Source organism: Sphingomonas sp., from assembly GCF_036388215.1.
Classification (GTDB): domain Bacteria; phylum Pseudomonadota; class Alphaproteobacteria; order Sphingomonadales; family Sphingomonadaceae; genus Sphingomonas.
The window spans coordinates 86,202-109,425 of sequence record NZ_DASVSH010000030.1 but is presented as its reverse complement, the minus strand read 5'-3'; the positions used below and the strand labels follow the sequence as shown (position 1 = coordinate 109,425).

General features: G+C 64.6%; 21 protein-coding genes, 1 tRNA gene and 1 other RNA gene. 14 read left to right on the top strand and 9 right to left on the bottom strand.

What is annotated here, in order from left to right; genetic code table 11:
- Positions 1-71 precede the first annotated feature (71 nt).
- Positions 72-1,982, bottom strand: coding sequence for a transketolase (gene tkt, locus VF617_RS11555; protein ID WP_414714041.1), 1,911 nt, complete (start codon positions 1,980-1,982; stop codon positions 72-74).
- Between the two features lie 171 nt (positions 1,983-2,153).
- Here tkt and VF617_RS11550 point away from each other — a divergent pair, with 171 nt between their 5' ends.
- From VF617_RS11550 to VF617_RS11530, 6 genes are all read left to right on the top strand, one after another.
- Positions 2,154-2,339 (top strand): hypothetical protein, encoded by a 186-nt coding sequence (locus VF617_RS11550; protein ID WP_331015036.1) that lies wholly within the window; start codon positions 2,154-2,156, stop codon positions 2,337-2,339.
- On the top strand, positions 2,339-2,641 hold the full coding sequence (locus VF617_RS11545) for a cell division protein ZapA (protein WP_331015035.1): 303 nt from the start codon (positions 2,339-2,341) through the stop codon (positions 2,639-2,641). The genes VF617_RS11550 and VF617_RS11545 overlap by 1 nt, the downstream gene beginning before the upstream one ends.
- Before the next feature lie 11 nt (positions 2,642-2,652).
- A non-coding RNA gene (gene ssrS, locus VF617_RS16530) (6S RNA) lies at positions 2,653-2,809 on the top strand.
- 10 nt (positions 2,810-2,819) lie between these two features.
- Positions 2,820-3,389: a 5-formyltetrahydrofolate cyclo-ligase gene (locus tag VF617_RS11540; protein ID WP_331015034.1), complete on the top strand. Its 570-nt coding sequence runs from the start codon at positions 2,820-2,822 to the stop codon at positions 3,387-3,389.
- Positions 3,371-3,595 (top strand): DUF2842 domain-containing protein, encoded by a 225-nt coding sequence (locus VF617_RS11535; protein WP_414714028.1) that lies wholly within the window; start codon positions 3,371-3,373, stop codon positions 3,593-3,595. Before VF617_RS11540 ends, VF617_RS11535 begins: the two co-directional genes overlap by 19 nt.
- A gap of 47 nt (positions 3,596-3,642) precedes the next feature.
- Complete coding sequence (locus tag VF617_RS11530) at positions 3,643-4,068, top strand: DoxX family protein (RefSeq protein WP_331015033.1); 426 nt, start codon at positions 3,643-3,645, stop codon at positions 4,066-4,068.
- A gap of 40 nt (positions 4,069-4,108) precedes the next feature.
- Here VF617_RS11530 and VF617_RS11525 read toward each other — a convergent pair.
- Positions 4,109-4,185 (bottom strand) — tRNA-Asp (locus tag VF617_RS11525).
- A 46-nt stretch (positions 4,186-4,231) separates the two neighbouring features.
- Positions 4,232-5,416 (bottom strand): AI-2E family transporter, encoded by a 1,185-nt coding sequence (locus tag VF617_RS11520; protein ID WP_331015032.1) that lies wholly within the window; start codon positions 5,414-5,416, stop codon positions 4,232-4,234.
- Positions 5,417-5,548: 132 nt separating this feature from the next.
- Here VF617_RS11520 and VF617_RS11515 point away from each other — a divergent pair, with 132 nt between their 5' ends.
- Both VF617_RS11515 and VF617_RS11510 read left to right on the top strand, forming a co-directional pair.
- Complete coding sequence (locus VF617_RS11515; RefSeq protein WP_331015031.1) at positions 5,549-7,009, top strand: glycerol kinase; 1,461 nt, start codon at positions 5,549-5,551, stop codon at positions 7,007-7,009.
- Positions 7,010-7,068: 59 nt separating this feature from the next.
- A complete protein-coding gene (locus tag VF617_RS11510; RefSeq protein WP_331015030.1) occupies positions 7,069-7,779 on the top strand; it encodes an SIMPL domain-containing protein in 711 nt (236 codons plus the stop codon).
- Between the two features lie 9 nt (positions 7,780-7,788).
- Here VF617_RS11510 and VF617_RS11505 read toward each other — a convergent pair whose 3' ends face one another.
- On the bottom strand, positions 7,789-9,543 hold the full coding sequence (locus VF617_RS11505; protein WP_331015208.1) for a class I adenylate-forming enzyme family protein: 1,755 nt from the start codon (positions 9,541-9,543) through the stop codon (positions 7,789-7,791).
- A gap of 153 nt (positions 9,544-9,696) precedes the next feature.
- On the opposite strand from VF617_RS11505, the gene VF617_RS11500 reads away from it, so the two are divergent.
- From VF617_RS11500 to VF617_RS11480, 5 genes are all read left to right on the top strand, one after another.
- Positions 9,697-10,914 carry a serine hydrolase domain-containing protein gene (locus VF617_RS11500; protein ID WP_331015029.1) on the top strand — a complete coding sequence of 406 codons (1,218 nt, stop codon included), beginning with the start codon at positions 9,697-9,699 and terminating at the stop codon, positions 10,912-10,914.
- Positions 10,915-10,927: 13 nt separating this feature from the next.
- Positions 10,928-12,949: a 3-hydroxyacyl-CoA dehydrogenase NAD-binding domain-containing protein gene (locus VF617_RS11495; RefSeq protein WP_331015028.1), complete on the top strand. Its 2,022-nt coding sequence runs from the start codon at positions 10,928-10,930 to the stop codon at positions 12,947-12,949.
- 152 nt (positions 12,950-13,101) lie between these two features.
- Positions 13,102-14,259 carry an acyl-CoA dehydrogenase family protein gene (locus tag VF617_RS11490; protein ID WP_331015027.1) on the top strand — a complete coding sequence of 386 codons (1,158 nt, stop codon included), beginning with the start codon at positions 13,102-13,104 and terminating at the stop codon, positions 14,257-14,259.
- A 120-nt stretch (positions 14,260-14,379) separates the two neighbouring features.
- A complete protein-coding gene (locus VF617_RS11485) occupies positions 14,380-15,486 on the top strand; it encodes an acyl-CoA dehydrogenase family protein (protein ID WP_331015026.1) in 1,107 nt (368 codons plus the stop codon).
- Positions 15,486-16,364 carry an acyl-CoA thioesterase II gene (locus VF617_RS11480; protein WP_331015025.1) on the top strand — a complete coding sequence of 293 codons (879 nt, stop codon included), beginning with the start codon at positions 15,486-15,488 and terminating at the stop codon, positions 16,362-16,364. The genes VF617_RS11485 and VF617_RS11480 overlap by 1 nt, the downstream gene beginning before the upstream one ends.
- A gap of 24 nt (positions 16,365-16,388) precedes the next feature.
- Here VF617_RS11480 and VF617_RS11475 read toward each other — a convergent pair whose 3' ends face one another.
- The 4 genes from VF617_RS11475 to VF617_RS11460 are packed head-to-tail and all read right to left on the bottom strand — an operon-like array spanning position 16,389 to position 20,519.
- A complete protein-coding gene (locus tag VF617_RS11475) occupies positions 16,389-17,174 on the bottom strand; it encodes an SDR family oxidoreductase (RefSeq protein WP_331015024.1) in 786 nt (261 codons plus the stop codon).
- Positions 17,171-18,184 (bottom strand): phosphotransferase family protein, encoded by a 1,014-nt coding sequence (locus tag VF617_RS11470; RefSeq protein ID WP_331015023.1) that lies wholly within the window; start codon positions 18,182-18,184, stop codon positions 17,171-17,173. Before VF617_RS11470 ends, VF617_RS11475 begins: the two co-directional genes overlap by 4 nt.
- Complete coding sequence (locus tag VF617_RS11465) at positions 18,181-19,266, bottom strand: Zn-dependent alcohol dehydrogenase (RefSeq protein WP_331015022.1); 1,086 nt, start codon at positions 19,264-19,266, stop codon at positions 18,181-18,183. The genes VF617_RS11470 and VF617_RS11465 overlap by 4 nt, the downstream gene beginning before the upstream one ends.
- Positions 19,263-20,519 carry an acyl-CoA dehydrogenase family protein gene (locus tag VF617_RS11460; RefSeq protein WP_331015021.1) on the bottom strand — a complete coding sequence of 419 codons (1,257 nt, stop codon included), beginning with the start codon at positions 20,517-20,519 and terminating at the stop codon, positions 19,263-19,265. The genes VF617_RS11465 and VF617_RS11460 overlap by 4 nt, the downstream gene beginning before the upstream one ends.
- Positions 20,520-20,659: 140 nt before the next feature.
- Between VF617_RS11460 and VF617_RS11455 the strand changes: the two genes are divergently transcribed.
- Positions 20,660-21,889 (top strand): TetR/AcrR family transcriptional regulator, encoded by a 1,230-nt coding sequence (locus tag VF617_RS11455; RefSeq protein WP_331015020.1) that lies wholly within the window; start codon positions 20,660-20,662, stop codon positions 21,887-21,889.
- On the opposite strand, the gene VF617_RS11450 is transcribed toward VF617_RS11455, so the two are convergent.
- Positions 21,835-23,220, bottom strand: a complete 1,386-nt coding sequence (locus VF617_RS11450) for an MFS transporter (protein ID WP_331015019.1) — start codon at positions 23,218-23,220, stop codon at positions 21,835-21,837. The two genes, VF617_RS11455 and VF617_RS11450, sit on opposite strands and share 55 nt — an antisense overlap.
- Positions 23,221-23,224 lie beyond the last annotated feature (4 nt).

The window sequence follows — 23,224 nt, the reverse complement described above, 5'->3', positions numbered from 1 at the left end:
CCCGCTCAGCCTGAGCTTGTCGAAGGCGGGCCCTGCGGCAGCGACCCTTCGACAGGCTCAGGGTGAGCGGACTAATTGGCGTTAAGCCGTTCCAAAATCTGCGGCACGATCGCCGCGGCCGTGAGGCCGAAATGCTTGAAGAGATCGCCCGCCGGGCCGGAAGCGCCGAAACGGTCCAGACCGAAACGCAGCCCGTGGATGCCGGTGTAGCGCTCCCAGCCCGTAGTAACCCCCGCCTCGATCGAGACGCGAAGGATGTCGGGCGGCAGGATATCGTCGCAATATTCCTGGCTCTGCGCGTCAAAGCGCGACCAGCATGGCATCGACACGACATCGCCACCGAATCCCTCGGCTTCCAGCGCCTCGCGCACGGCCACGGCCAGTTCGACTTCGGAGCCCGAGGCGATCAGCACGACCTTGCGCGGTGCTTTCGCCGCCATCAGGCGATATCCGCCCATGGCAGCACCGCCAGTGCTCAATTGCGCGAGATTCTGACGCGAAAGCGCGAGCAGCGAGGGCCCGTCGCGCCGCGCCACCGCGGCGCCCCAAGCCTCTGCGGTCTCGACGGCATCGCACGGCCGCCAGACTTCCAGGTTCGGGATCAGCCGCAGCGACATCACGTGCTCGACCGGCTGATGCGTCGGTCCATCCTCGCCCAGCCCGATCGAATCATGCGTCATCACATAGACGACGCGGGCGCGCTGGAGCGCCGAAAGCCGGATCGCGGGACGGGCATAGTCGCTGAACACCAGGAAGGTGCCGCCATAGGGTATCACGCCACCGTGAAGCGCCAGGCCGTTCATCGCCGCCGCCATGCCGAATTCGCGAATGCCATAGCGGATGTAGCGGCCGCCGTAATTGTCCGCGTTCAGGTCTTCGAGGCCCTTGGTGAGGGTGTTGTTCGAAGGCGTCAGGTCCGCGGAGCCCCCAACGGTTTCGGGGAGCGCGGCATTGATCGCGTCGAGCGCGAGCTGGCTCGCCGTGCGGGTGGCGATCTTCTTGGGGTCGGAGATCAGCCCCTGGATATGCGCATCGAGCGAGAAACTGGCGGGCAGGTCACCAGCCATCCGCCGCGATAATTCGGCTGCATTTGAGGAGTTTTTAACGCGCTGTTGCCACTGGCTATGAGGTCCAACGCCACGCTTGCCGGCCGTCAGCCAGGTCTCGCGGATATCGTCCGGCACCTCGAACGCCGGATGGCGCCAGCCCAGGGTCTCGCGCGCTGCGGCCACTTCGTCAGCACCCAACGGCGAGCCGTGGGTCTTGCTCGTGCCCTGAAAATTGGGTGCACCCTTGCCGATGATCGTCTTGCAGCGGACAAGCGTCGGGCGCTCATCGGTGATCGCTTCATCGAACGCGCGCGAGATATCGGCTTCGTCATGCCCGTCGCATTCGACGACGTGCCATCCAGTGGCCCGGAAGCGCGCCGGAATGTCCTCGCTCGAGGACAGCGAGATCGGCCCGTCGATCGTGATCTTGTTATCGTCCCATAAAACAATCAGTCGCCCGAGCTTCAAATGCCCGGCGATTCCGATCGCCTCGTGATTGACGCCTTCCATCAGGCAGCCGTCGCCCGCGACCACCCATGTGCGGTGATCGACCAGCGCGTCGCCGAATTCGGCGTTCAAATGCCGCTCGGCGATAGCCATGCCCACGGCCATCGCCAGCCCCTGCCCCAGCGGACCGGTGGTGCATTCGACGCCGGGCAGCTCGAAATTCTCGGGGTGACCGGCGCAGGGGCTGCCGACCTGGCGAAACGCCTTGATGTCCTCGATGGTAGGCCGGGCATAGCCCGTCAGGTGCAATGCCGCGTAAAGCAGCATCGAGCCGTGACCGGCGGACAGCACGAAGCGGTCACGGTCGGGCCATTTGGGGTCGGCCGCATCGAATTTCAGGTAGCGTTGGAAAAGAACGGTCGCGACATCGGCCATTCCCATCGGCATGCCCGGATGGCCGGAATTCGCTGCTTCCACGGCATCCATGGCGAGCGCACGGATCGCATTGGCGCAATCGGTGAAGGATGCGGTCAAGGAAGACTCCCGGGTGGCAATGCGCACGCCTTTGGGGCGGGCGCGCCCGCGCGTCAACCGGCTCGCCTTAAGCAGTTGCGAACAGGGGTTGAAGCCCATCCCCGGCATGCTTATCCGGTGGTTATGGCTGATGATCCCGCAGACCGCATCGAACAGGCGCTCGCGCGGATCGAAGCGGCAAGCGCCGCGAAATCCTATGCGCTCGAGCGGATGCAGCAGCGCCACGCAAGGCTGCGAACCCGCATCGAAGACACCGTCGCCTCGCTCGATACCCTGATCGCACGTGAATCCGAAGACGAGACCGATTGATGGCCGATGTCACGCTAAGCATAGCCGGACGCAGCTATTCGGTCGCCGCGCGGGACGGCGAGGAGACGCACCTGCGTCACCTGGAGAGTATCCTGCAAAAGCACGCCGCGACCGCGCTGCGCGCCTCGGGCGGCCTCAACGCGGAGCGGACACTGGTCTATCTGGCATTGATCCTCGCCGATATCCTGGACGAAGGCGAGCGCAACCCTTCAGGGGGAGTTTCCCCCGTCCTTCTCGATAGAATCGCCGATCGGCTGGAAGCAGTGGCCGCGGCTCTTGAGGAAGACGCCCGGAACGCCTAGATAAGGGGCGGCGGGCTCTGCCCGGTACGAGCTTTAGCGATTATCCCTGAGGCGATTCATCATCCAAGGGGGCTGTCCCTGTGCAGATCCTGGTCTGCGGCACATGGTCCCCACCTGACGTTTACGGCGTCAGAGGATATTCAAGCAAACGGCCATGGCGGACCCGCCACCTGATTCCATGAGCCCAGCTACCATTAGTCCAGACAAGCCCGCCCTGAGAGCCCAGCTCCGCGCCGCGCGCGACGGTTTCGCCGCGGCGGGCAGCGCGGCGATCATCGCGCCCAAGGCGTTTGTCGAGCGTCTGAAGCCGGGCATGACCGTCGCGACTTATCATCCGGTCGGCAGCGAAGCCGATCCGTCGCAACTTGCTGCGGCCGCCTCCGGGATCGGATGCCGGATCGCCCTGCCCTTCGTGACCGGCCGTTCCGCGCCGATCCGTTTTCTTATCTGGCAGCCCGGGGCCGCGCTCGTTCCCGGGCCGTTCAACCTGCGCCAGCCCGACGCCGCGAGCGAAGAGGCGGCGCCCGATGTGATTCTGACCCCGCTGCTCGGCTTCGATGCCCGTTTCAACCGGCTGGGCCAGGGCGCGGGGCATTACGATCGCGCCTTCGCCCGTTATGAAGCAGCCTGGCGCGTGGGCGTGGCCTGGTCGGTGCAGGAACTGCCCGCTATCCCGGCGGACATTTGGGATGTCCCGCTCCACGCCATTATTACCGAGAAAGGCATGTCTTGGCACAACGAGGCATAGAGCCGAGCTGGCGGAAACCCGCGGGGGCGTTGGCCATCATTGCGTGGATCCTGATGTGGATCATCCTGATCGCCACCTTCTCCCGCTATATCGGCGCGCTGCCGGTACTCGCACAGCTTCCGATCTACCTTGTCGCCGGCATCGTGTGGATACTCCCGCTCCGCCCCCTGGTGATATGGATGGAGACAGGGCGCTGGCGAGCGTGATAGCTTCCTCCCCGACGCGCCTACGTCACTCGATCCGGGAGGACATCATGAACGATCTCCACAGGCGCATCATCCAATCAGGCTGGGCGCAATTCACTGATGCGGCGCTGCTGATCGCGCGCCTGGTACTGGGCGGATTCCTGATCTGGGGTGTCTGGGACAATATCGCGAGCGGCGAGCGCATGGCCGAGTTCGCGGGGTTCCTGCGCGTCAGCGGATTCCCCATGCCCGAGTTCGCCGCGCCCCTCTCGGTATGGGCGCAATTCCTGTGCGGCCTGTCGTTCGTATCGGGCCTGGGCACACGTTGGGCGGGGCTGCTGTGCGCGGTTCATTTCGCAGTTGCGGTGGCGATGGTCGACGCCAAGCTCGGCATCCGCGGCGCCTTTCCGGCAACGTGCCTGATCCTGTTCGGGCTGCTGTTCGCCGCGATCGGCGCGGGACGCTACGCGCTGGATGCGAGGATCGGGAAATAAGAGCGGGCCGCTGGCGCCATCTGCCTGCAAATGCGGGGGATGGCGCGAGTGACGGGGCTCGAACCCGCGACCTCCGGCGTGACAGGCCGGCGCTCTAACCAACTGAGCTACACCCGCATGATCCGTGCGAGGAGGCGGGCACTAGCCGCGCCTCAAATTGCTGTCAACCGGATTGGTCGCGGCTCTGCCAGCGCTGCGTTCGCGCTTCATTCTGGTCGCCTACAAGGGTGCCGTGCTCGAACAGGAAGCCTGCGATATCGGGCTTGCCCGCCGCCTTGAGCACGGTCTGGACGATGATCAGCAGCGGCACGGCCAGCAGCGCCCCGACAGTGCCCCAGATCCATCCCCAGAAGCTTAGCGAGATCAGGATGAGGATCGGACTGATCGTCAAGCGATGGCCGACGATCAGCGGCGTCACTACGTTCGCTTCGATCAGGTGCGCGCCGATCATGATGCCCGCGGGGATCAACGCCCAGAAGAGATCAGGAAAGGTCATCAGCCCGCCCATCGCAAGCAGCAATGCCGCCAGCACCGGCCCGAAATAGGGGATGTAGTTGAGCAGCGCGACGATGCCGCCCCACATCAGCGGCGTCGGCATGCCGATCATCCACAAAGCGCCCGCCACGATGAGACCCAGGGTCAGATTGATCACCGTGATCGTGCCCAGATAGGCCGAGGTGTCGTCCACCACGTCCTGGATCACCCGCGCGGTCGCCATCGCGCCGCCGAAGCTGGAGCGTGACGTGATCGCGTTGCGCCGCAGCCGCGTCCAGCCCGAGAGGAAGAAGTAGATCACGAGGATCGCGAAGAACATCTCGATCAGCGCGGAAGGCGCGGAGGTGGCGAACAGATCCAGCAGCGAGCGCGGCGGCGTGGTGGCCATCACTTCGGGCTGCTGCCGCATCGGCTCGTTGGCGAAGTTCATCAGCGTCTTGTCCATGAACTGATCGAGGTTCGCATAGAAATCGAACAAGGGCTTCAGATTGGCCTGGATCTGGGGAATCTTGGCGGGCAGATCGCGCACCCATTGCCAGGCGGGGACGACAATCGAGGCGAGCGCCACGTTCGCGGCGACGAGGAAAAGCAGCACGCAAGTGAAGGCCGCCACCGGCGCGGGCACGCGATGCTGCTCCAGCCACTCAAGCAAGGGCACCAGCGCGATCGCAATGACGATCGCCATGGTCAGCGGGAGGAAAAAGGCCGAGCCTGCCTGGAGCGCGAAGGGCAGCGCCAGCAGCAGCCCGGCGCCGGCAAACAGCACCAGCGACGCCATCAGGCGGTCGCGCTTCTGCCCGTCTCCAAGATTCTCCTCCGCCTGGGTGTCGAGGATCGGTTCTGTGGGCGTCATGGCTGGAACGCCACCCTCCTGGGGCGGACCGCCATTGCCAATGGTTTCGGACTTGTCGCTCACAATGCCTCCCACACCCATTCGTTCTCTAGCGGCATTTGCAGCGCTTGTAATCCCGGCTAGCCTGTATCGATGGGCGAGATACTCCTGGTCATCGATGAAGGCACGACTTCCACTCGCGCGATGCTGTTCGCCCCCCATGGAAAATGCCTTGGGTCGCACGCGGCCGAGCTTACCCAGCATTATCCGGGGCCCGGCCTGGTCGAGCATGACGCCAACGAAATCTGGCGCCGAAGCCTGGAATGCGCTTCGGCGATGGTGTCGAAGGCGGGTGGTCCGGGCGCGATCGCGGCTATCGGCATCACCAACCAGCGCGAGACCATCGTGTTCTGGGACAAGACGACCGGCGAGCCGCTGGCCCCGGCGATCGTCTGGCAGGATCGCCGCAGCGCGCCCCTGTGCCGCAAGTTGCGTGAGGCGGGCGAGGAGCCCGGCGTGCAGGCCCGCACCGGGCTGCTGCTGGATCCCTATTTCTCGGGCACCAAGATCGCCTGGGCGATGGAACATTGGCCGCAGTTGAAGGGTGCGGGCGAGCGGCTGGCCATCGGCACGATAGAGAGCTGGCTGGTATGGAAGCTCACCGGGGGCTTGCACATCACCGACGCGACCAACGCTTCGCGCACGCTGCTGATGGGCCTCGGCTCGGGCGGCTGGAGCGACGGCCTGCTCGGCATGTTCAACGTGCCACGCGACGCCCTGCCCGAGATCGTCGATTGCGCGGGCAATTACGGCACCACCCCGGTGTTCGGCGGTTCGATCCCGATATGCGGCATGGCGGGCGACCAGCAGGCAGCCACCATCGGCCAGGCATGCTTCGCCAAAGGTGACACCAAAGCCACTTTCGGCACCGGCGCCTTCGTGCTGACCAATGCGGGCGCGACCCCGCCCTCTTCGAAGAACCGTTTGCTCGCCACCGTGCTCTGGCAGCTCGGCGGACGGCGGACCTATGCGATCGAGGGATCGGTGTTCGTTGCGGGCAGCCTGATCCAGTGGCTTCGCGATTCGGTCAATTTAATCGAGACCGCGCCCGAGACCGAGGCGATTGCCCGCTCGGTGCAAGACAATGGCGGCGTATTCCTGGTTCCCGCACTCAGCGGCCTGGGCGCGCCATGGTGGGAGCCGGAGGCCCGGGCCGCGATTTCCGGTCTCAGCTTTTCGAGCACCCGCGCGCATATCGTCCGCGCCGCGCTGGAGGCGATGGCCCATCAGAGTCACAATCTGAAGACCGCCTTCGCGGCCGACGGCGCCGATTGGGCGAGGCTGCGGATCGACGGCGGCATGGTGACCAACGACTGGATCGCACAGGATCTGGCGGACATGCTGGATTTGCCGGTCGACAGGCCCGATTTCGCGGAGACGACCGCCTTGGGCGCGGCGATGCTGGCGGGGGTTGGTTGCGGGATGTTCGCGTCTCTTGAGGATGCGGCTGCTATGCGCGGGCCGGGGCAGACGTTCGAGGCGAAGCTGGATGCCGGGGCACGGGAGGCACGACTGGCGGGATGGCAGGCGGCGGTGCGCTCCGTCCTCACCTGACGAACCTGTTGCAACACCCGCGATACAATGTATCATTTCCGAAAGTTAGGGAGAGGTCCATGCTCAAGCTCGCGCCCTTTACTGTATTGGCTTTGGCGGCAGCCGGGTGCTCGCCACCCCCGTCCGATCCTCGCGGCGTCGCCCGCGACGAAGTGCTGGTTCAGGTGGTCGCCACCGGCAAGGCCGAGTCCAAGCCCGATGAGGCCCGCTTCTCGGTCGGCGTCTCCACCTTCGGTGCGACCGCGGCGGAAGCGAGCAACGCGAACGCTCGCAAGATGGCCGCCATCATCGCCGCGCTCAAGACAGAGGGCGTCGTCGAAGCTGATATCCAGACCAGCCAGATATCGATCGCCAAGCAGGATTGGGGGCCGAACCGGGGCAAGTTCCAGGCGGGCAACACCGTCAATGTCCGCATGCGCGCGGTAGACAAGGCCGCACAGGCACTCGGTACCGCCACCGCCGCGGGCGCGAATACGATGTCCGGACCCGATTTCCGCACCGCCAATCCGGAGGCAGCCGGCCGAAGCGCCTATGCCGCCGCATTCATGGCCGCCCGCGCCCGCGCCGACGCTTATGCGGAAGCTGCCGGGCTCAAGGTCGCCCGCGTCCTCCGCATCCGCGACAATGCGCAGCCCGGTGTAGCCACGATGGACGCACGCTATGACATGGCCCCCGTTGCCGTCGAAGCTGCACCGGCCCCGCCCCTGATGGCAGGCACCAACGAGACCGGCGCGACTGTCAGCGTGGATTTCGCGCTCGGCCCGAAATAGCAGCGCCGATCAGGAAGTAGCTTCGGCCGCGAACAGCTGGCGCAGGTCCGTCTTCAGGATTTTGCCGTTCGCGTTGCGCGGCAATGTGTCCTTTACGAAGCGGATGTGCACCGGGACCTTGAACCCGGCCAGCCGCTCGCGGATCCAATCCTGGAGCTCGGCCTCGGTTGCGCTGGTCCCCGGCGCCAGATGCACCACCGCCGCCGGCACTTCGCCAAGCTGGCGATGCGGCACGCCCACGAGCGCCGCGTCGGTCACGGCAGGGTGGGCATACAGCACGTCCTCGACTTCGCTCGAATAGATGTTCTCGCCGCCGCGGATGATCATGTCCTTGGCGCGATCGACGATATAGAGGAACCCGTCCTCATCGATCCGCGCCAGATCGCCGGTGCGCACCCAGCCGTTGACGAAGGTCTGGGCAGTCGCTTCGGGCTTGTTCCAATAGCCCTTCACGATCATCGGCCCGCTGGCCCATAGCTCGCCGACCTCGCCGGTCGGAAGCTCGCGCTCGCCTTCGGGGTCCATGATCTTGAGGTCGGCCGCGGCCACGGGCGGCCCGGCGCTGGTCGGGCGATTCAGATAGTCCTCGGCGGAATGCTGGCTGACCGTCGCTGTCGTCTCGGTCATTCCCCAGCCGTTCCCGGGCAGCGCCCCGAATTCCTCGAAGATGCGCTTTACCAGTTCCGGCGCGGAGGGCGCGCCGCCATAGGAGATGCTCTCCAGGCTGGAGAGGTCGTATTTGTGACGCTCGGGATGCTCGATGAGCTGCCAGGCGATCGTCGGCACGCCGCCCGTCGCATGCACGCCCTCGCGCTGGATGAGTTCCATCGCAAGCTCAGGCTCCCATTTGCGCATGAAGACCAGCGTCGATCCGGTCGCCACGACCGTCATCAACGCCGCACTGCAGGCAGTGACGTGGAAGAGCGGGATGACCAGCAGCATCACCTTCGGCTCGGGCGTTGCCGGCGGCGTTTCCCCCCGGCGGAGCATCGCGCGTGCGGCGGTGTAGCCGCTGGACATTATGTTGGTGGAGAAATTGCGGTGGGTGCCCAGCGCGCCCTTGGGGCTACCCGTCGTCCCGCTGGTATAGAAGATCGTCGCATCGTCGTCGGGCGCGATCTCGACATCGGGAAAGCCGATATCTTCCAGCGACGCCCAGTCGCTGCGCGTGCCGATCAGCACTTCAAGCCGGCTCGCGCTGCCGTCGAGCTCGCCCTTAGCGCGGCTCACAACGACCCGCTCAAGCGCGGGAAGCTTGGTGTAGCAATCCTTCAGCCGCTCGTGCCGCTCACCGTCTACGAAAAGCAACTTCGCACCCGAATCGTTGAGCGCGTATTCGAGTTCGCCTCCGGTCCACCAGGCGTTGAGCGGAACCATGATGGCGCCGATGCTCGCGCCGGCGAAGAAGATCGCGGGCCATTCGGGCAGGTTGCGCATCGCCAGTGCAATGCGGTCGCCCTTCTTCACGCCCATGCCGATCAGCTTGTGCGCAATGTGCGAAGTGGCGCGGTAGTTCGCCTCATAGGTGATGCGCTCGTCTTCGTAGACCGTGAACTCGCGTGCCCCATAAGCGCGCACCATTTGCGCCAGAAGCCGTAGCGTCGGAGGAGCGTTCTTCCAGACGCGCGTGGGCACGCCCCGGATTTCCACCGTATCCATCTCGAACCTGGCGCCCGGCGCGGTCAGCAGCGCCTGGGCCTGTTCCAGTGACATTGCGGGCCAATTCGGGTCCAGCGGCACGATCGGATCGGGGGCCAAGCGCATAGTCTCCATATGTCATTCTGAATGTTGGGTTTGGCCGCAAGGCCACGCCGAAATCACGTTAGTGTTGATTCAAACAGCGCTCAAGGCAATAGGAGTTCGACCGCGGCCGCCGGAAGCGGCGACAGGGATTCGAACGAGAGGTATGGCATTTCCATGACGGGCTACGCCCCTGAAGCACTGGGTTTCGATGCATCGCGGCTGGCGCGGATCGAGCCTTATCTGCGGGAACGCTATCTCGATTCGGGGCTGCTGCCCAATTGCCAGCTGCTGATCGCTCGCGGTGGTGAAATCGTGCATTTCTCCCATCAGGGTCTTGCACGGGATGGCGGATCCCCTGTGGATGAAACCTCACTTTACCGCATCGCATCCATGACCAAGCCCATAACTTCGATCGCCTTCATGATGCTGGTGGAAGAGGCGAAGGTAGCGCTCGACACGCCGGTGCACCGCATCCTCCCCGAATTCAAAAATCAGCCTGTGTTTACCGGCGGTCAGCATGGCGCCTGGCAGACGCGCCCTGCCGCTCAGCCAATGCGAATGATTGATTTGCTGCGGCACACCAGCGGCCTTACCTACGGTTTTCAGGAGCGCACACCGATCGACGCGGCGTATCGCGACCTGAAGCTCGAGCGCTGGCATGGCGGCCTGACGCTCGACGAATTCGTCGCCGAATTGGGCAAGCTGCCACTCGAATTCTCTCCCGGCGACGAATGGAATTATTCGGTCTCGACGGATGTGCTCGGCGCAGTCGTGCAGCGCGTTTCGGGCCAGGCCCTCGACAGCTTCCTTCGCGAGCGGATTTTCGCGCCGCTGGGCATGAACGATACCTTCTTTCAGGTGCCGGACGACAAGCTCCACCGCCTCACCGATTGCTATGCGATCACGGCGGAAAAGGGCCGGGTGATGTATGATGCCGGCGCCGCGTCGGCCTGGGCGAAGCCGCCGGCCCAGCTTTCGGGCGGCGGCGGGCTGGTCTCCACTTCGCTCGATTATCATCGATTCTGCCAGATGTGCCTGAACGGTGGCGTGCTCGATGGGGCAAGGATCGTGAGCCGCAAGACACTCGACTTGATGACGCGCAACCACCTGCCGGGCGATTCCGATCTGGCGAGCATGTCGCAGTCCCTGTTCAGCGAAACGACGAACGCCGGCACCGGCTTCGGCCTGGGTTTCGCGGTGACCATGAACGTCGCCAAGACGCTGCTCCCGGGCAGCGAGGGCGAATATTATTGGGGCGGAATGTTCTCGACTGCCTTCTTCATCGATCCCGTAGAGCGGCTGCACATGATCTTCATGACGCAGGTCAGCCCCTCATCCGCCTTCACCATCCGCCGCGAGCTCAAGACGCTCATCTATTCGGCACTCGTATAATCTGGAGACTAGAATGTCCGTCATCACCACCAGCCGCCAGGGCGATGTCCTGATACTCACTTCGGATAACCCGCCGGTGAACGCCCTCGGCGCGGCCGTTCGCCAGGGTCTCCAGGCCGGGATCGAGGAAGCGAGGAGCGACGACAGCGTCAAGGCGGTCGTGATCGCATGTGCGGGCAAGACCTTCTTCGCGGGCGCCGACATCACCGAATTCGGCAAGCCCATGCAGGAGCCCTCGCTGCCCGTGCTGGTCGATGCGATCGAAGCGCTGGACAAGCCAGTGGTCGCCGCAATCCACGGCACCGCGCTGGGCGGCGGCTGCGAAGTAGCGCTTGCTTCGCATTACAGGATCGCAGTGCCTTCGGCGAAGTTTGGGCTGCCTGAGGTCAAGCTCGGTATCCTGCCCGGTGCCGGCGGCACGCAGCGCATGCCGCGCGTGGCCGGCGTTGCCTTCGCGCTCGAGCTGGCCGCCAAGGGTGATCCGGTCTCCGCCGCGCAGGCCAAGGAAGCCGGCCTGGTCGATCGCATCGCCGGGGAGGACAGCTTGCTCGCCGACGCGGTGGCCTTCGCCAACGAAGTCGTCGGCAAGCCGATTTCGCGCTCCAGCGAGCGTCCGGTCACCGTCGATCCCCTAGTCTTCGACGCCTTCCGCAAGACCAACGCGAAGCGCTTCCGCGGCTTCGAGGCGCCCGCAACGATCATCGACCTGATCGAGCAGACCGCGGGCACGCCTTATGCCGAGGGCGTCCAGAAAGAGCGCATGGGCTTCATGAAGCTCATCATGGGCGTCCAGTCCGCTGCGCAGCGCCACATCTTCTTCGCGGAGCGCAAGGCGGGCAAGATCGACGGCGTCGCCGAAGACATCAAGCTGCGCGACATCAGGAAGGTCGGCGTTATCGGCGCGGGCACGATGGGCGGCGGGATTTCGATGAACTTCCTCTCCGCAGGCATTCCTGTGACGATCGTCGAGATGCAGCAGGAAGCGCTCGATCGGGGCACCGGAGTGATGCGCAAGAATTACGAGGGCTCCGCCGCCAAAGGCCGGATCAAGCCCGAGCAGGTCGATCAGGCGATGGGATTGCTCACGCCCACGCTCAACTTCGACGATCTCGGCGATTGCGACCTGATTATCGAGGCGGTCTATGAGGAGATGTCGGTAAAGAAGGACATCTTCGGCAAGCTCGACAAGATCGCCAAGCCCGGCGCAATCCTCGCTTCGAACACCTCCTACCTCGACGTGAACGAAATCGCGGCGGCGACCAGCCGCCCGCAGGACGTTCTCGGCCTGCACTTCTTCTCTCCCGCCAATGTCATGAAGCTGTTGGAAGTCGTCCGCGGCGACAAGACCGCCGACGACGTGCTCGCCACCGCAATGGCGATCGCGAAGCAGATCAAGAAGGTCGCAGTGGTTGCGGGTGTCTGCCACGGCTTTATCGGCAATCGCATGCTGATGCCGCGCCAGGTCGAGGCGATGAAGCTGCTGATGGAAGGCGCGACCCCCGAGCAGATCGACAAGGTCCATGTCGAGTTCGGCATGCCGATGGGCCCGTTCCAGATGAGTGACCTGGCGGGCGTCGATATCGGCTGGCACCGCGATCCAACGCGCATCGAGAATATTCGCGATGCACTCGCGGCCGAGGGCCGCTGGGGCCAGAAAAAGAGCGCCGGCTTCTACGATTATGACGAGAAGCGGAATCCTTCGCCCAGCCCCCGCGTCGCCGAGATCATCAAGGATTTCCGCAAGAAAACGGGGGCGGTGCAGCATGAAGTGACCGACGAGGAAATCGTGGAGCGGACGCTTTACCCTATGGTCAACGAAGGCGCGCTGATCCTGGCCGAGGGCAAGGCGCAGCGGGCGAGCGATATCGATGTGGTATGGATCTACGGCTATGGCTGGCCGGTCTATCGGGGCGGGCCGATGTTCTGGGGCGACACAGAAGGGCTGAAGAAGATCGTCGCGGGGCTGGAAAAACATGGCTTCGAAGTCGCGCCCCTGCTCCGCGAGAAAGCGGAGAAGGGCGAGCGGTTCAATTGAGCAAGTACACCTCTCCCGCTTTCGCGGGAGAGAGAGGGGCCCGCCACGAAGCGGTGGGAGAGTGAGGGTCTTCTTCCAGACGCTTGCAAAAAAGAAGACCCTCACCCCGCCCCTCTCCCCCGAAAACGGGGAGAGGGAGAAGAAGGATAGAAATGACCGAGGAACTGGAAACCTTCCGCTCCGAAACCCGGGCCTGGCTTGAGGAAAACTGCCCGCCCTCGATGCGCACTCCCATGCGCAGCGAGAAGGACGCCACCTGGGGCGGGCGTAATCCCGAATATGCACATCCCGACCAGAAACTCTGGATGGACCGGATGGGCGCGCGGGGCTGGACTGTTCCCGATTGGCCCGTGGCCTATGGCGGGGGTGGACTCAGCCCGGCCGAGACCAAGATCCTTCGCGAGGAAATGGCGCGGCTCAAATGCCGCAACCCGCTCAACAGCTTCGGCATTTCGATGCTTGGGCCCGCGCTCCTCAAATATGGCACCGAGGAACAGAAGCTCGAACACTTGCCCAAGATCGCACGCGGCGAAATCCGGTGGTGCCAAGGCTATTCGGAGCCGAATGCGGGCTCGGATCTCGCGGGGCTGGCCACCTCCGCCGAGGACGCGGGCGATCACTATATCGTCAATGGCCAGAAGGTCTGGACCAGCTATGCCGACAAGGCGGACTGGATTTTCTGCCTGGTGCGCACCGACAAGAGCAGCAAGCAAGGCGGCATCAGCTTCGTGCTGTTCGACATGGCTAGCGAAGGCGTCAGCACCAGGCCGATCCTGCTCATCAGCGGCAACTCACCATTCTGCGAGACTTTCTTCGACAATGTGAAGGTGCCCAAGGCCAATCGTCTCCATGACGAGAATAAAGGTTGGGACGTCGCCAAATATCTGCTCGGCCATGAGCGCGAGATGATCTCGGGCATGGGCCTTGGCACAATCGGCGCGGACCCCCTTATCGAGGCCGCGCGGGCAGGCATCGACCCGATCCTGCGGGCGCAGATCGCGATGTTCGTGGTCCGCTCCAGGGCGTTCGCGGCGATGTCCGAGCGCTTCATCGATGAGCTCAAGGCCGGCAGGGCGCACCCCGCCCAGCCCTCGATGATGAAATATTACGGCACCGAGCTGAACAAGGCGCGCCACGAACTGCTCATGGCCGCGGGCGGCAGCGACGCGCTTGAATGGGAAAGCGAAGCTTCCGCCAGCGGCGCCGCGCCGCGCGCGTGGCTGCGTACCAAAGCCAATTCGATCGAGGGCGGGACGAGCGAGATCCAGCTCAACATCATCGCCAAGCGGATTTTGGATCTTCCTTCTTAACTCCCTCTCCCCTTCAGGGGAGAGGGTCGGGGAGAGGGGCAAGTACTGCACATTCTCACCAGCCCCCTCTCCCCAGCCCTCTCCCCGCAAGCGGAGAGAGGGAGCAAGAAAGACAGAACAATGCCGCTCTACCTCAACGATGAACAGCAAATGCTCCGCGAAACCGCGCGCGACTTCGTCGCCGAACACGCGCCCGTCAGCCATATGCGCGCGCTGCGCGATGCGGGGGACGCCACCGGCTTCAGCCGCGGCTTGTGGAAGCAATTCGCCGAAATGGGCCTGACCGGTATCCTCATTCCCGAGGCGGACCAGGGCCTGGGCCTCGGCCATGTCGAGGCGGGGGTTGTGCTGGAAGAGATCGGGCGCAACCTGTCCCCCTCCCCTTTCCTGTCTACAGCCGTCGCGGCCGTCGAAGCGCTCCAGGGCACGCCGCATGCCGCGCGCTGGTATCCAGGCATCCTGGCCGGGGAAACCGTCGCGGCCTTGGCCATCGATGAGCGCCGCAAGCATGACGGCCGCGTCGAAATGCGGGCGGAGCGGGCGGGCAACGGTTTTCGGCTGACCGGCGCCAAGCGCTTCGTAGCGCACGGGCATATCGCAGACCTGATCCTCGTTGCCGCAAGGACCGAGGGCGGGACCACGCTGTTTGCTATCCCCGGTGACGCCAAGAGCCTCACCGCCAGTCCCGAGCGACTTGCGGACGCGAGCCTGGCGGCGCACCTGCAGTTCGACGGAGTGGAAGTGGATGCCGACGCCGTGGTCGGCGAGGTCGATGCCGGAGACGCCCCCCTCGCCCGCTTGCTCGCGGCGGGCCGCACCGGCGCTTCGGCGGAACTGCTCGGTGTAGGCGGCGGGGCAATGGACATGACGGTGTCCTATCTCAAGGAACGGAAGCAATTCGGCCAGCTGATCGGCAGTTTCCAGGCGCTTCAGCACCGCGCGGCGCATCTCTACTCGGAGATGGAAGTGGCGCGCGCCGCGGTGCTCAAGGCGCAGCAGCTATTGGATTCCGCTCAGGACGCCGCGGAGGCCGTGTCGGTGGCCAAGGCCATGACCGGCCTTGCGGCGACGCTCGCCGTGCAGGAAGGCGTGCAGATGCATGGCGGCATCGGCATGACCGACGAATATGATATCGGCTTCTACATGAAGCGAGCGCGCGTCCTGGCCGAGATGTTCGGCGACAGCAATTTCCACGCCGACGCGCTGGCGCAAGCGGCGGGATATTGATGTCCGACCAGAAGAGCCCGGCTGATCTCGTCGCCCAGCTCACTACGCTGCTGGACATGGAGGAGATCGATACCGACCTCTATCGAGGCCCCCGCAATCCCGGGGGAATTGGCCGGGTATTCGGCGGGCAAGTGGTCGCGCAGGCGCTGCAGGCCGCGCAGCGCTCGATCGGTGACGACAAGATCGCCCACTCGCTCCATGCATATTTCATGCGGCCCGGCGATGAGGATCATCCGATCATCTACCGCGTGGTGCGCGATTTCGAGGGGCGCAGCTTTGCCAATCGGCGCGTCATCGCGATGCAGAAGGGTCAGCCGATCCTGAACATGACGGCGAGCTTCCAGCTTCCCTCGGAAGGGCTCCACCATCAGGAAAAGATGCCCGACGTGCCGATGCCCGAAACGCTGCGGTCCGAACGTGAGCTGCGTGACGAAGTGCAGGAGCAGGTGCCGGAGAAGTTCCGCCGCTTTTTCCTTCGCGCCAGGCCGATCGAAATCCGCCCGGTCGCCCCGCGCAATTGGTTTCGCCCAGAGCCCAGCGAGCCGGTGCAGCATAGCTGGTTCCGCGTCGTCGGTCCGCTACCCAACGATCCGGCGCTCCACCGCGCGATGCTCACTTATGCCTCCGACATGGCGCTGCTCGGCACTTGCATGTTGCCCCATGGGGTTTCGTGGATGACGGGCAAGGTGCAGACCGCAAGCCTCGATCACGCTTTGTGGCTGCACGAGCCCTTCCGCTTTGACGAATGGCTGCTTTATTCGACGGACAGCCCCTGGTCCGGCCATTCGCGCGGCTTCAATCGGGGGCGGATTTACGCGCGCGACGGGCGGCTCGTCGCCAGCGTGGCGCAGGAGGGTCTGATTAGGCTGAAGGGATAATTCCCTTCGCTTTGGGAGAAGGAATTAGAACGACGTCTTCCCGAATAATTGCCGCGTCACCGGGTGACTGGATGACAGCCCGCCATCCACCACCCACGCTTGCCCGTTGACGTAGCTGGCCTCGTCGGACGCGAGGAACAGCGCGACCCTCGCAATCTCTTCCGGTCGGCCCGCCCGGCGCAGCGGGTTGAGCTGGCCGAGCTTGTCCTGCTTGCCGTTATCGCGGGCGTAATCGAATGCACGCTGGGTCATGCCCGTTTCGATGAGCCCGGGGCAGATCGTATTGACGCGGACGCCTGAAGTGGAAAGCTGCTGCGCGGCCGTCTGGACCAGATTGATCACGCCCGCCTTGCTCGCCGAATAAGCCGGGCCGCCTGCACCCGAGCGGAGGCCCGCCACACTGGCGGTGCAGAGGATCGCACCCCTGCCGCGCTCCACGATCCGGGGCGCGGCATGCTTGATGGCCAGCGCAGGGCCGATCAGGTTGACCCGCAGCACTTCGGTCCACAATGCCACGGAGGAATCGAAGATGCCTTCGCCCCCGCCTGAAATGCCGGCATTGGCATAGAAGATATCAAGCCCGCCAAACTTGTCGCAGGCCATGGCGACAACGCGCTCGACATCGGCTTCGCTGCCGGCGTCCATGCGGACGGCGATGGCCCTGTCGAGGCCGGCGACCGTTTCCTCAACCGCATCGCTCACGTCAGCCGCGACCACGCGCGCGCCTTCAGCCGCGAACAACCGAGCCGTCGCGCGCCCGATGCCCGAGCCGGCGCCAGTCACGATCGCAACCTTGCCTTGAAGCCTCATGCCCCCGCCTCCCGCGCGAATCCCCACGCCGACGCCGCCAGCCCCGGCAATCGCTCAACGGTTGCCGCTGCCTGGGCGGAAGACGCATTTCCGTCGATCATCCGCTTCTTGATGCCCTGGACGATGCCGGTGAGGCGGAAGAGATTGTACGCGAAATGCCAGTTGAGATCGGGAACGCCGTCGCGGCCCGTCGCGGCGCAATAGCGCTCCACGACATGTTCGATCGTCGGGATTCCTGTGTCGCCGGTCATGCCCTTCACGCCCGAACGTCCCTCGGGCTCGGTCACCCAACTCATCAGGTAATAGGAGAAGTCCGCGAGCGGATCGCCGAGCGTGGAGAGTTCCCAATCGAGGACCGCGGCGATGCGCGGTCCGATGGGCGCGAAGATCATGTTGTCGATGCGGAAGTCGCCATGGACGATCGCGGTGCGGGTCTGTTCGGGCACGGTGCGCGGCAGCCACGCGATCAGCTTCTCCACCTCGGGCATGTCGTCGGTCTGGCTGGCGCGGTATTGCTTCGACCAGCGCGCGACCTGGCGCTCGAAATAATTGCCCGGCTTGCCGTATTCGCCGAGGCCGACAGCGGCATAATCGACCGAATGCAGCGCGGCGAGCGCATCGGTGATTGCATCGTAATGCGCTGTCCGCTCGGCAGGCGTCATGCCGGGCAGCGATCCGTCCCAAAGCGTCCGCCCCTCGACCATTTCCATGATGTAGAAGGGCGAACTGATGACTTCGATATTCTGGCAGAGTCCATAAGGCCGCGCGACCGGGAAGCCGGTGGGGTGCAACGCCGCGATCAACTGGTGCTCGCGCTCCACTGCGTGCGCCGAGGGGAGGATCGGCCCGAACGGCTTCCGGCGCAGCACATAAGCGCCGCTGACGGCCTGGATGCGGTACGTAGGGTTGCTCTGCCCGCCGGCAAACTTCTCGATCGTGAACGGTCCAGCAAACCCGGTGACGTTTCGCGTCAGCCACTCGCCGAGCCCGATTTCGTCAAGGTCGCTCATGTGAACTCGATCACAGAACGCACGCTGTGCCCATCGCGCAATTTCTCAAGCGCGTCGTTCACATCCACAAGCTTGATCCTCTCCGCCACCATCGTGTCGAGATCGAGCAATCCTTCGAGATACATCTGGACCAGCCGCGGCATGTCGATAGGAAAGCGCGTGCTTCCCAACAGAGAGCCCTGAATCTTCTTGCCGGTAAGAAAGGTCGGCCCCGGAAGGCTGACATTGCCCCCCGGCGCGATCATCCCCAGGATCGTCGCGGTGCCGCCACGGCGCAGGATGTTCCAGGCAAGTTCGGCGGTGTTCGGCCGGCCGACCGCTTCGATCGCATAATGCACTCCGCCACCCGTGAGCTTGAGCACATCCTTGACGATCGTCTCGCTGCTCGGGTCCATGACATGCGTCGCGCCGAGCTTGAGCGCCAGTTCGCGCTTTTCGGGCATCGGATCGATCGCCAGGATCGTCCCCGCCCCCGCGATCTTCGCCGCATTGATCGCCGCCAGCCCGATCCCGCCCGCACCAATCACCGCCACGCTCTCGCCGGGGCGCACACGGCTGTCGTTAAACACCGCGCCCGCGCCGGTGATCACCGCGCAGCCCAGCAGCGCCGCCCGGTCCAGCGGCATTTCCTTGCTGATCGTGACGCATGCGTTTTCGTGGACGAGCATCATCTCCGCGAACGCCGAGAGATTGAGGAACGGCGCGAGCGGTGTGCCGTTGGCAAGGCTCAGCCGTGGCTCGGCGTCGGCGGGCCGCCGCGTCGAGGGATCGATGCAAAGCGAGGGACGCCCGGTGATGCACATCTCGCACGAGCCACAGAAAACGGTGAAGAAAGTGATCACATGATCGCCGACCTTTAGGTGGGCGACATCGCTGCCCACTGCTTCGATTACGCCCGCTGCTTCGTGCCCCGGCACGGTCGGCACGGGGTGCGGGAACGCGCCGTCGACGAAATGGAGGTCGGAACGGCAAACCCCGCACGCTACGGTGCGGATCAGCACCTCGCGCGAGCCGGGCTTCGAGACCTGCACGTCCTCGATCTGGAGGGGCGATTTGGCTTCGTGAAGGACCGCGGCTTTCACGGCCTATCGACCTTCCACTCGCCCCATTTCCCGAACTCGTTGCGCGCGATCGCGCGGTTGTGAACTTCGTCCGGTCCGTCGGCGAAACGCAAGGTGCGCACCGCCGCCCAATCATGCGCCAGGTGGAAATCGCCCGATACGCCGCCGCCGCCGTGCGCCTGAATCGCATCATCCAGGATCTGCAGCGCCATTGTCGGCGCCTGGACCTTGATCATCGCGATCTCGAGCTGAGCGGCCTTGTTGCCCGCCTTGTCCATCATGTCCGCCGCCTTGAGGCAAAGCAGCCGCGTCATCTCGATATCGATGCGCGCGCGGGCGATGCGCTGTTCCCAGATCGAATGGTCGGCGATCCGCTTGCCAAAGGCGACGCGGCTGAGCAGGCGCTTGGCCATTGCCTCGATCGCTTCTTCCGCCACGCCGATGGTGCGCATGCAATGGTGGATGCGGCCCGGCCCCAGCCGCCCTTGGGCGATCTCGAATCCGCGCCCCTCGCCGAGCAGGATGTTTTCGGCGGGGACGCGCACATCCTCAAGCAGCACCTCGCCGTGTCCATGCGGTGCGTGATCATACCCATAAACCGAAAGCATTCGCTCGATCTTCACGCCGGGCGTATCCAGCGGCACGAGGACTTGGCTCTGCTGCGCGTGCCTGGCAGCATCGGGATTGGTCTTGCCCATCACGATCGCGACCTTGCAGCGCGGATCGCCCACGCCCGAGGACCACCATTTGCGCCCGTTGATCACATAATGATCCCCGTCTCGGACCATCGCCGTCTGGATGTTGGTCGCATCCGAGGAAGCGACGGCAGGTTCGGTCATCAGGAAGGCCGAACGAATCTCGCCTTCCATCAGCGGCTTCAGCCATCGGTCCTTCTGCGCTCGGGTGCCATAGCGGTGGAACACTTCCATATTGCCGGTGTCAGGCGCGGAGCAATTGAACACTTCGCTCGCCCAGCCGATTCGGCCCATCTCTTCGGCACACAGGGCATATTCGAGATTGGTTAGCTGCGCGCCCTGAAACTCGAAGCTGTCGTCCACATGGGCTTGGCCCGAATGTGGGGGCATGAAGAAATTCCACAGCCCCTGCGCCTTGGCCTCGGCCTTGACCTCTTCAAGCACGCGATTGACCTTCCAGCGCTCGCCGGAATGCGCCTCGGCATGGTAATCGGCGTCGCGAGGCCGGATGCGGCTGTCGATGAACGCCTTCACGCGATCGCGGAAATAGGTCTCGCGCTCGGTCAGCGTGAAGTCCATCGCACTCTCTCCGTCCCATTGTCGACATTGGCTTAGAGCGTACCCGATTTTCGGTAAAGGGCACCGGCCCTAGAATCTGGACGCAAGGCGCTTTCAAAAAAGCGCTTTGGCCCGCGGCCAAATTGGGTAAGCTGCGCCGGATGAACGCGCCCGAAAAAGTCGCCGGAACCAAGCGCTTCCAGGCGAAGCGCGATGCGATCCTGGCCGCCGCCGCCGACGCGATCAACGAGCAGAGCGCGAAGGGAATGACCTTCGCCGATGTTGCGCGGCGCGTTGGGCTCAATACCACCAGCGTGACTTATTATTTCAAGCGCAAGGAAGACCTGGCGGCCGCCGCTTTCGAGCAGACGCTTGATCGGCTGGCCGCGATGCTTGACGAGGCCGGGGCGGAAGCGGACCCGCAGGCGCGCGTTGCTCGCTATCTCACCATCAACATGGAAAGGCTCGCGCGCATTCGCCGCGGCGATGAGCGCGACTTCGCGATCCTTTCCGATCTGCGCGCGATGGAAGGGCCAGTGAAGCGCGCACTGCTCGAGCGCTGGCGCGGGATATTCCGCAAGACGCGCAGCCTGTGGGGGCCGGCCGCCAACCGCGCGCAGACCGACCTGCATGGGGCGCGGGCACATGTGTTGCTCGAAAACACCTTCTGGCTGCCCGCCTGGCTGGCGCGCTACGAAGTGGACGAATATCCCCGCGTCGAAGCCCGGCTGATGGAGGTGTTCCGCAGCGGCATCGCAGCGCCCGGCCAGGCCTGGGCTCCCGAGATGCTCGACCTGGAGCATGACGAGCCCGAGCCGGGCCGCGACGCCTTCCTGCTGGCGGCCACTCGCCTGATCAACGAACTCGGCTATCGCGGCGCTTCGGTGCAGAAGATCGCGAGCGAACTGAATGTCACCAAGGGCAGCTTCTATCACCATCTCGACGCCAAGGACGAGCTGGTCATCGCCTGCTACAAGCGCAGCTTCGACATCATCGCCGATGCGCAGCGGCTGGCGGAAAGCCATGCGGGCAGCCATTGGCAGCGGCTCGAAAGCACGATGGCGACCTTGCTCGACGTGCAATTCTCGGAGCGCGGCCCCTTGCTGCGCACCACCGCGCTCTCGGGCCTCCCCCCGCGCGTGCGCTCCACGATGATCGATCGCTCGAACCGCATCGCACGGCGCTTCGCCGGCATGCTGTCGGACGGTATCGCCGAAGGTTCGATCCGGCCGATCGATCCGCTGGTCGCCTCGCAAGCCTTGATGGCGCTCCAGAACGCCGCGTTCGACATGCGGAAATGGGCGAGCGCGATGCCCCGCGGCCAGGCGATCGCCTTTTACGCCTCCACGCTCGCATTCGGATTGTTCGACGACAAAGTGCTCGAGGGCTGAAGCTGAGCCTGGCGCTTGAGCAGCACGCCGGCGCGCCAGAAATGGAAGATCGCCCAAGGCGTCACGGCCGCGAAGATCAGCATCGACCAGCGCAGGGACTCCGTACCCAGCGACGGCTTGAGCAGGTCGCTGATCACGCCCACCAGCGTCGGCCCCAGCCCCAACCCGATCAGGTTGATCACCAGCAACGTGATCGCCGCCCACAAGGCCCGCAGCCGCACCGGCGCGAGTCCCTGGATCAGCGCGAAAGTTGGGCCGAGATAGCTGTTGGCGAGCAGGACATAGGCGAAATAGCTGGCCAGCGCCGCGGCAGGGCTGCCGAGCAGGAAGAACCCCAGCGTAAAGGGCAATGCCAGCGTCTTTAGCACGGCTACCATCGTCGCCTGTGCATAGAGCCCGTGCGATCGCGCCAGCCTGTCCGCCAGTTTACCGCCGAACACTGCCGAGAGCGCACCGGCGGCGCCCGCGGGCAGGGCTACGTACAGCGATATCTCGCGCACGGTGAACCCGAGCGAGCGCACCATGAAGCTCGGTCCCCAAGCCGTCAGGCCATAGCCGATCATCGAAGTGAGCGTCACGGCCATCACCAGATGGAGCGCCGGCGCGGTCGCCAGAATCGAGGCGAAGCCCTGGCGGAGCGATGGCACCGCCTCGTCCGGATCGTGAGGGCGCGGATCGGCCAGGCCCCGGCGCGGCTCGACTACGAAGAGCCAGACGACAACTGCGAGCGCGACGCCCGGCAGGCCGATCACATACATCGCCGCGCGCCAGCCATAAGCACTGGCGACGAGTCCCCCGATAAAAGTGCCAAGCGCCGCGCCCAGCACCACTCCCAGCGAATAGACTCCCATCGCCCCCGCCCGCCGGTCCGGCGGATAGAGGTCGGCGATGATCGAATGGCTGGGGGGAGAGGAACCTGCCTCGCCGATGCCGACGCCAATTCGCGCGATCAGCAATTGGGTGAAATTCTGCGCGAGACCGCCAGCGGCCGTCATCACGCTCCAGATCGCGAGGCTGATCGCGACGATATTCCTGCGGTTCGCGCGGTCGGCCAGCCTGGCGACCGGGATGCCCAGAGTCGCATAGAAAATCGCGAAGGCGAGCCCGGAGAGCAACCCTAATTGGGTGTCGCTGAGATGCAGGTCCTTCTTGATCAGTTCCTGCAGGATCGCGAGGATCTGCCGATCCATATAGCTGAAGAAATAGGTGAGCGTCAGCAATGCGAGCGTCAGCGTCCGCCGCTTCATCGCCCGGGCATCGGCTGCGTTCGCCGCTGAATTGAAATCGACCATCGGGATGAAGAGGGGAGCGGCCTGGCCGCCCTCCCCCATCCAA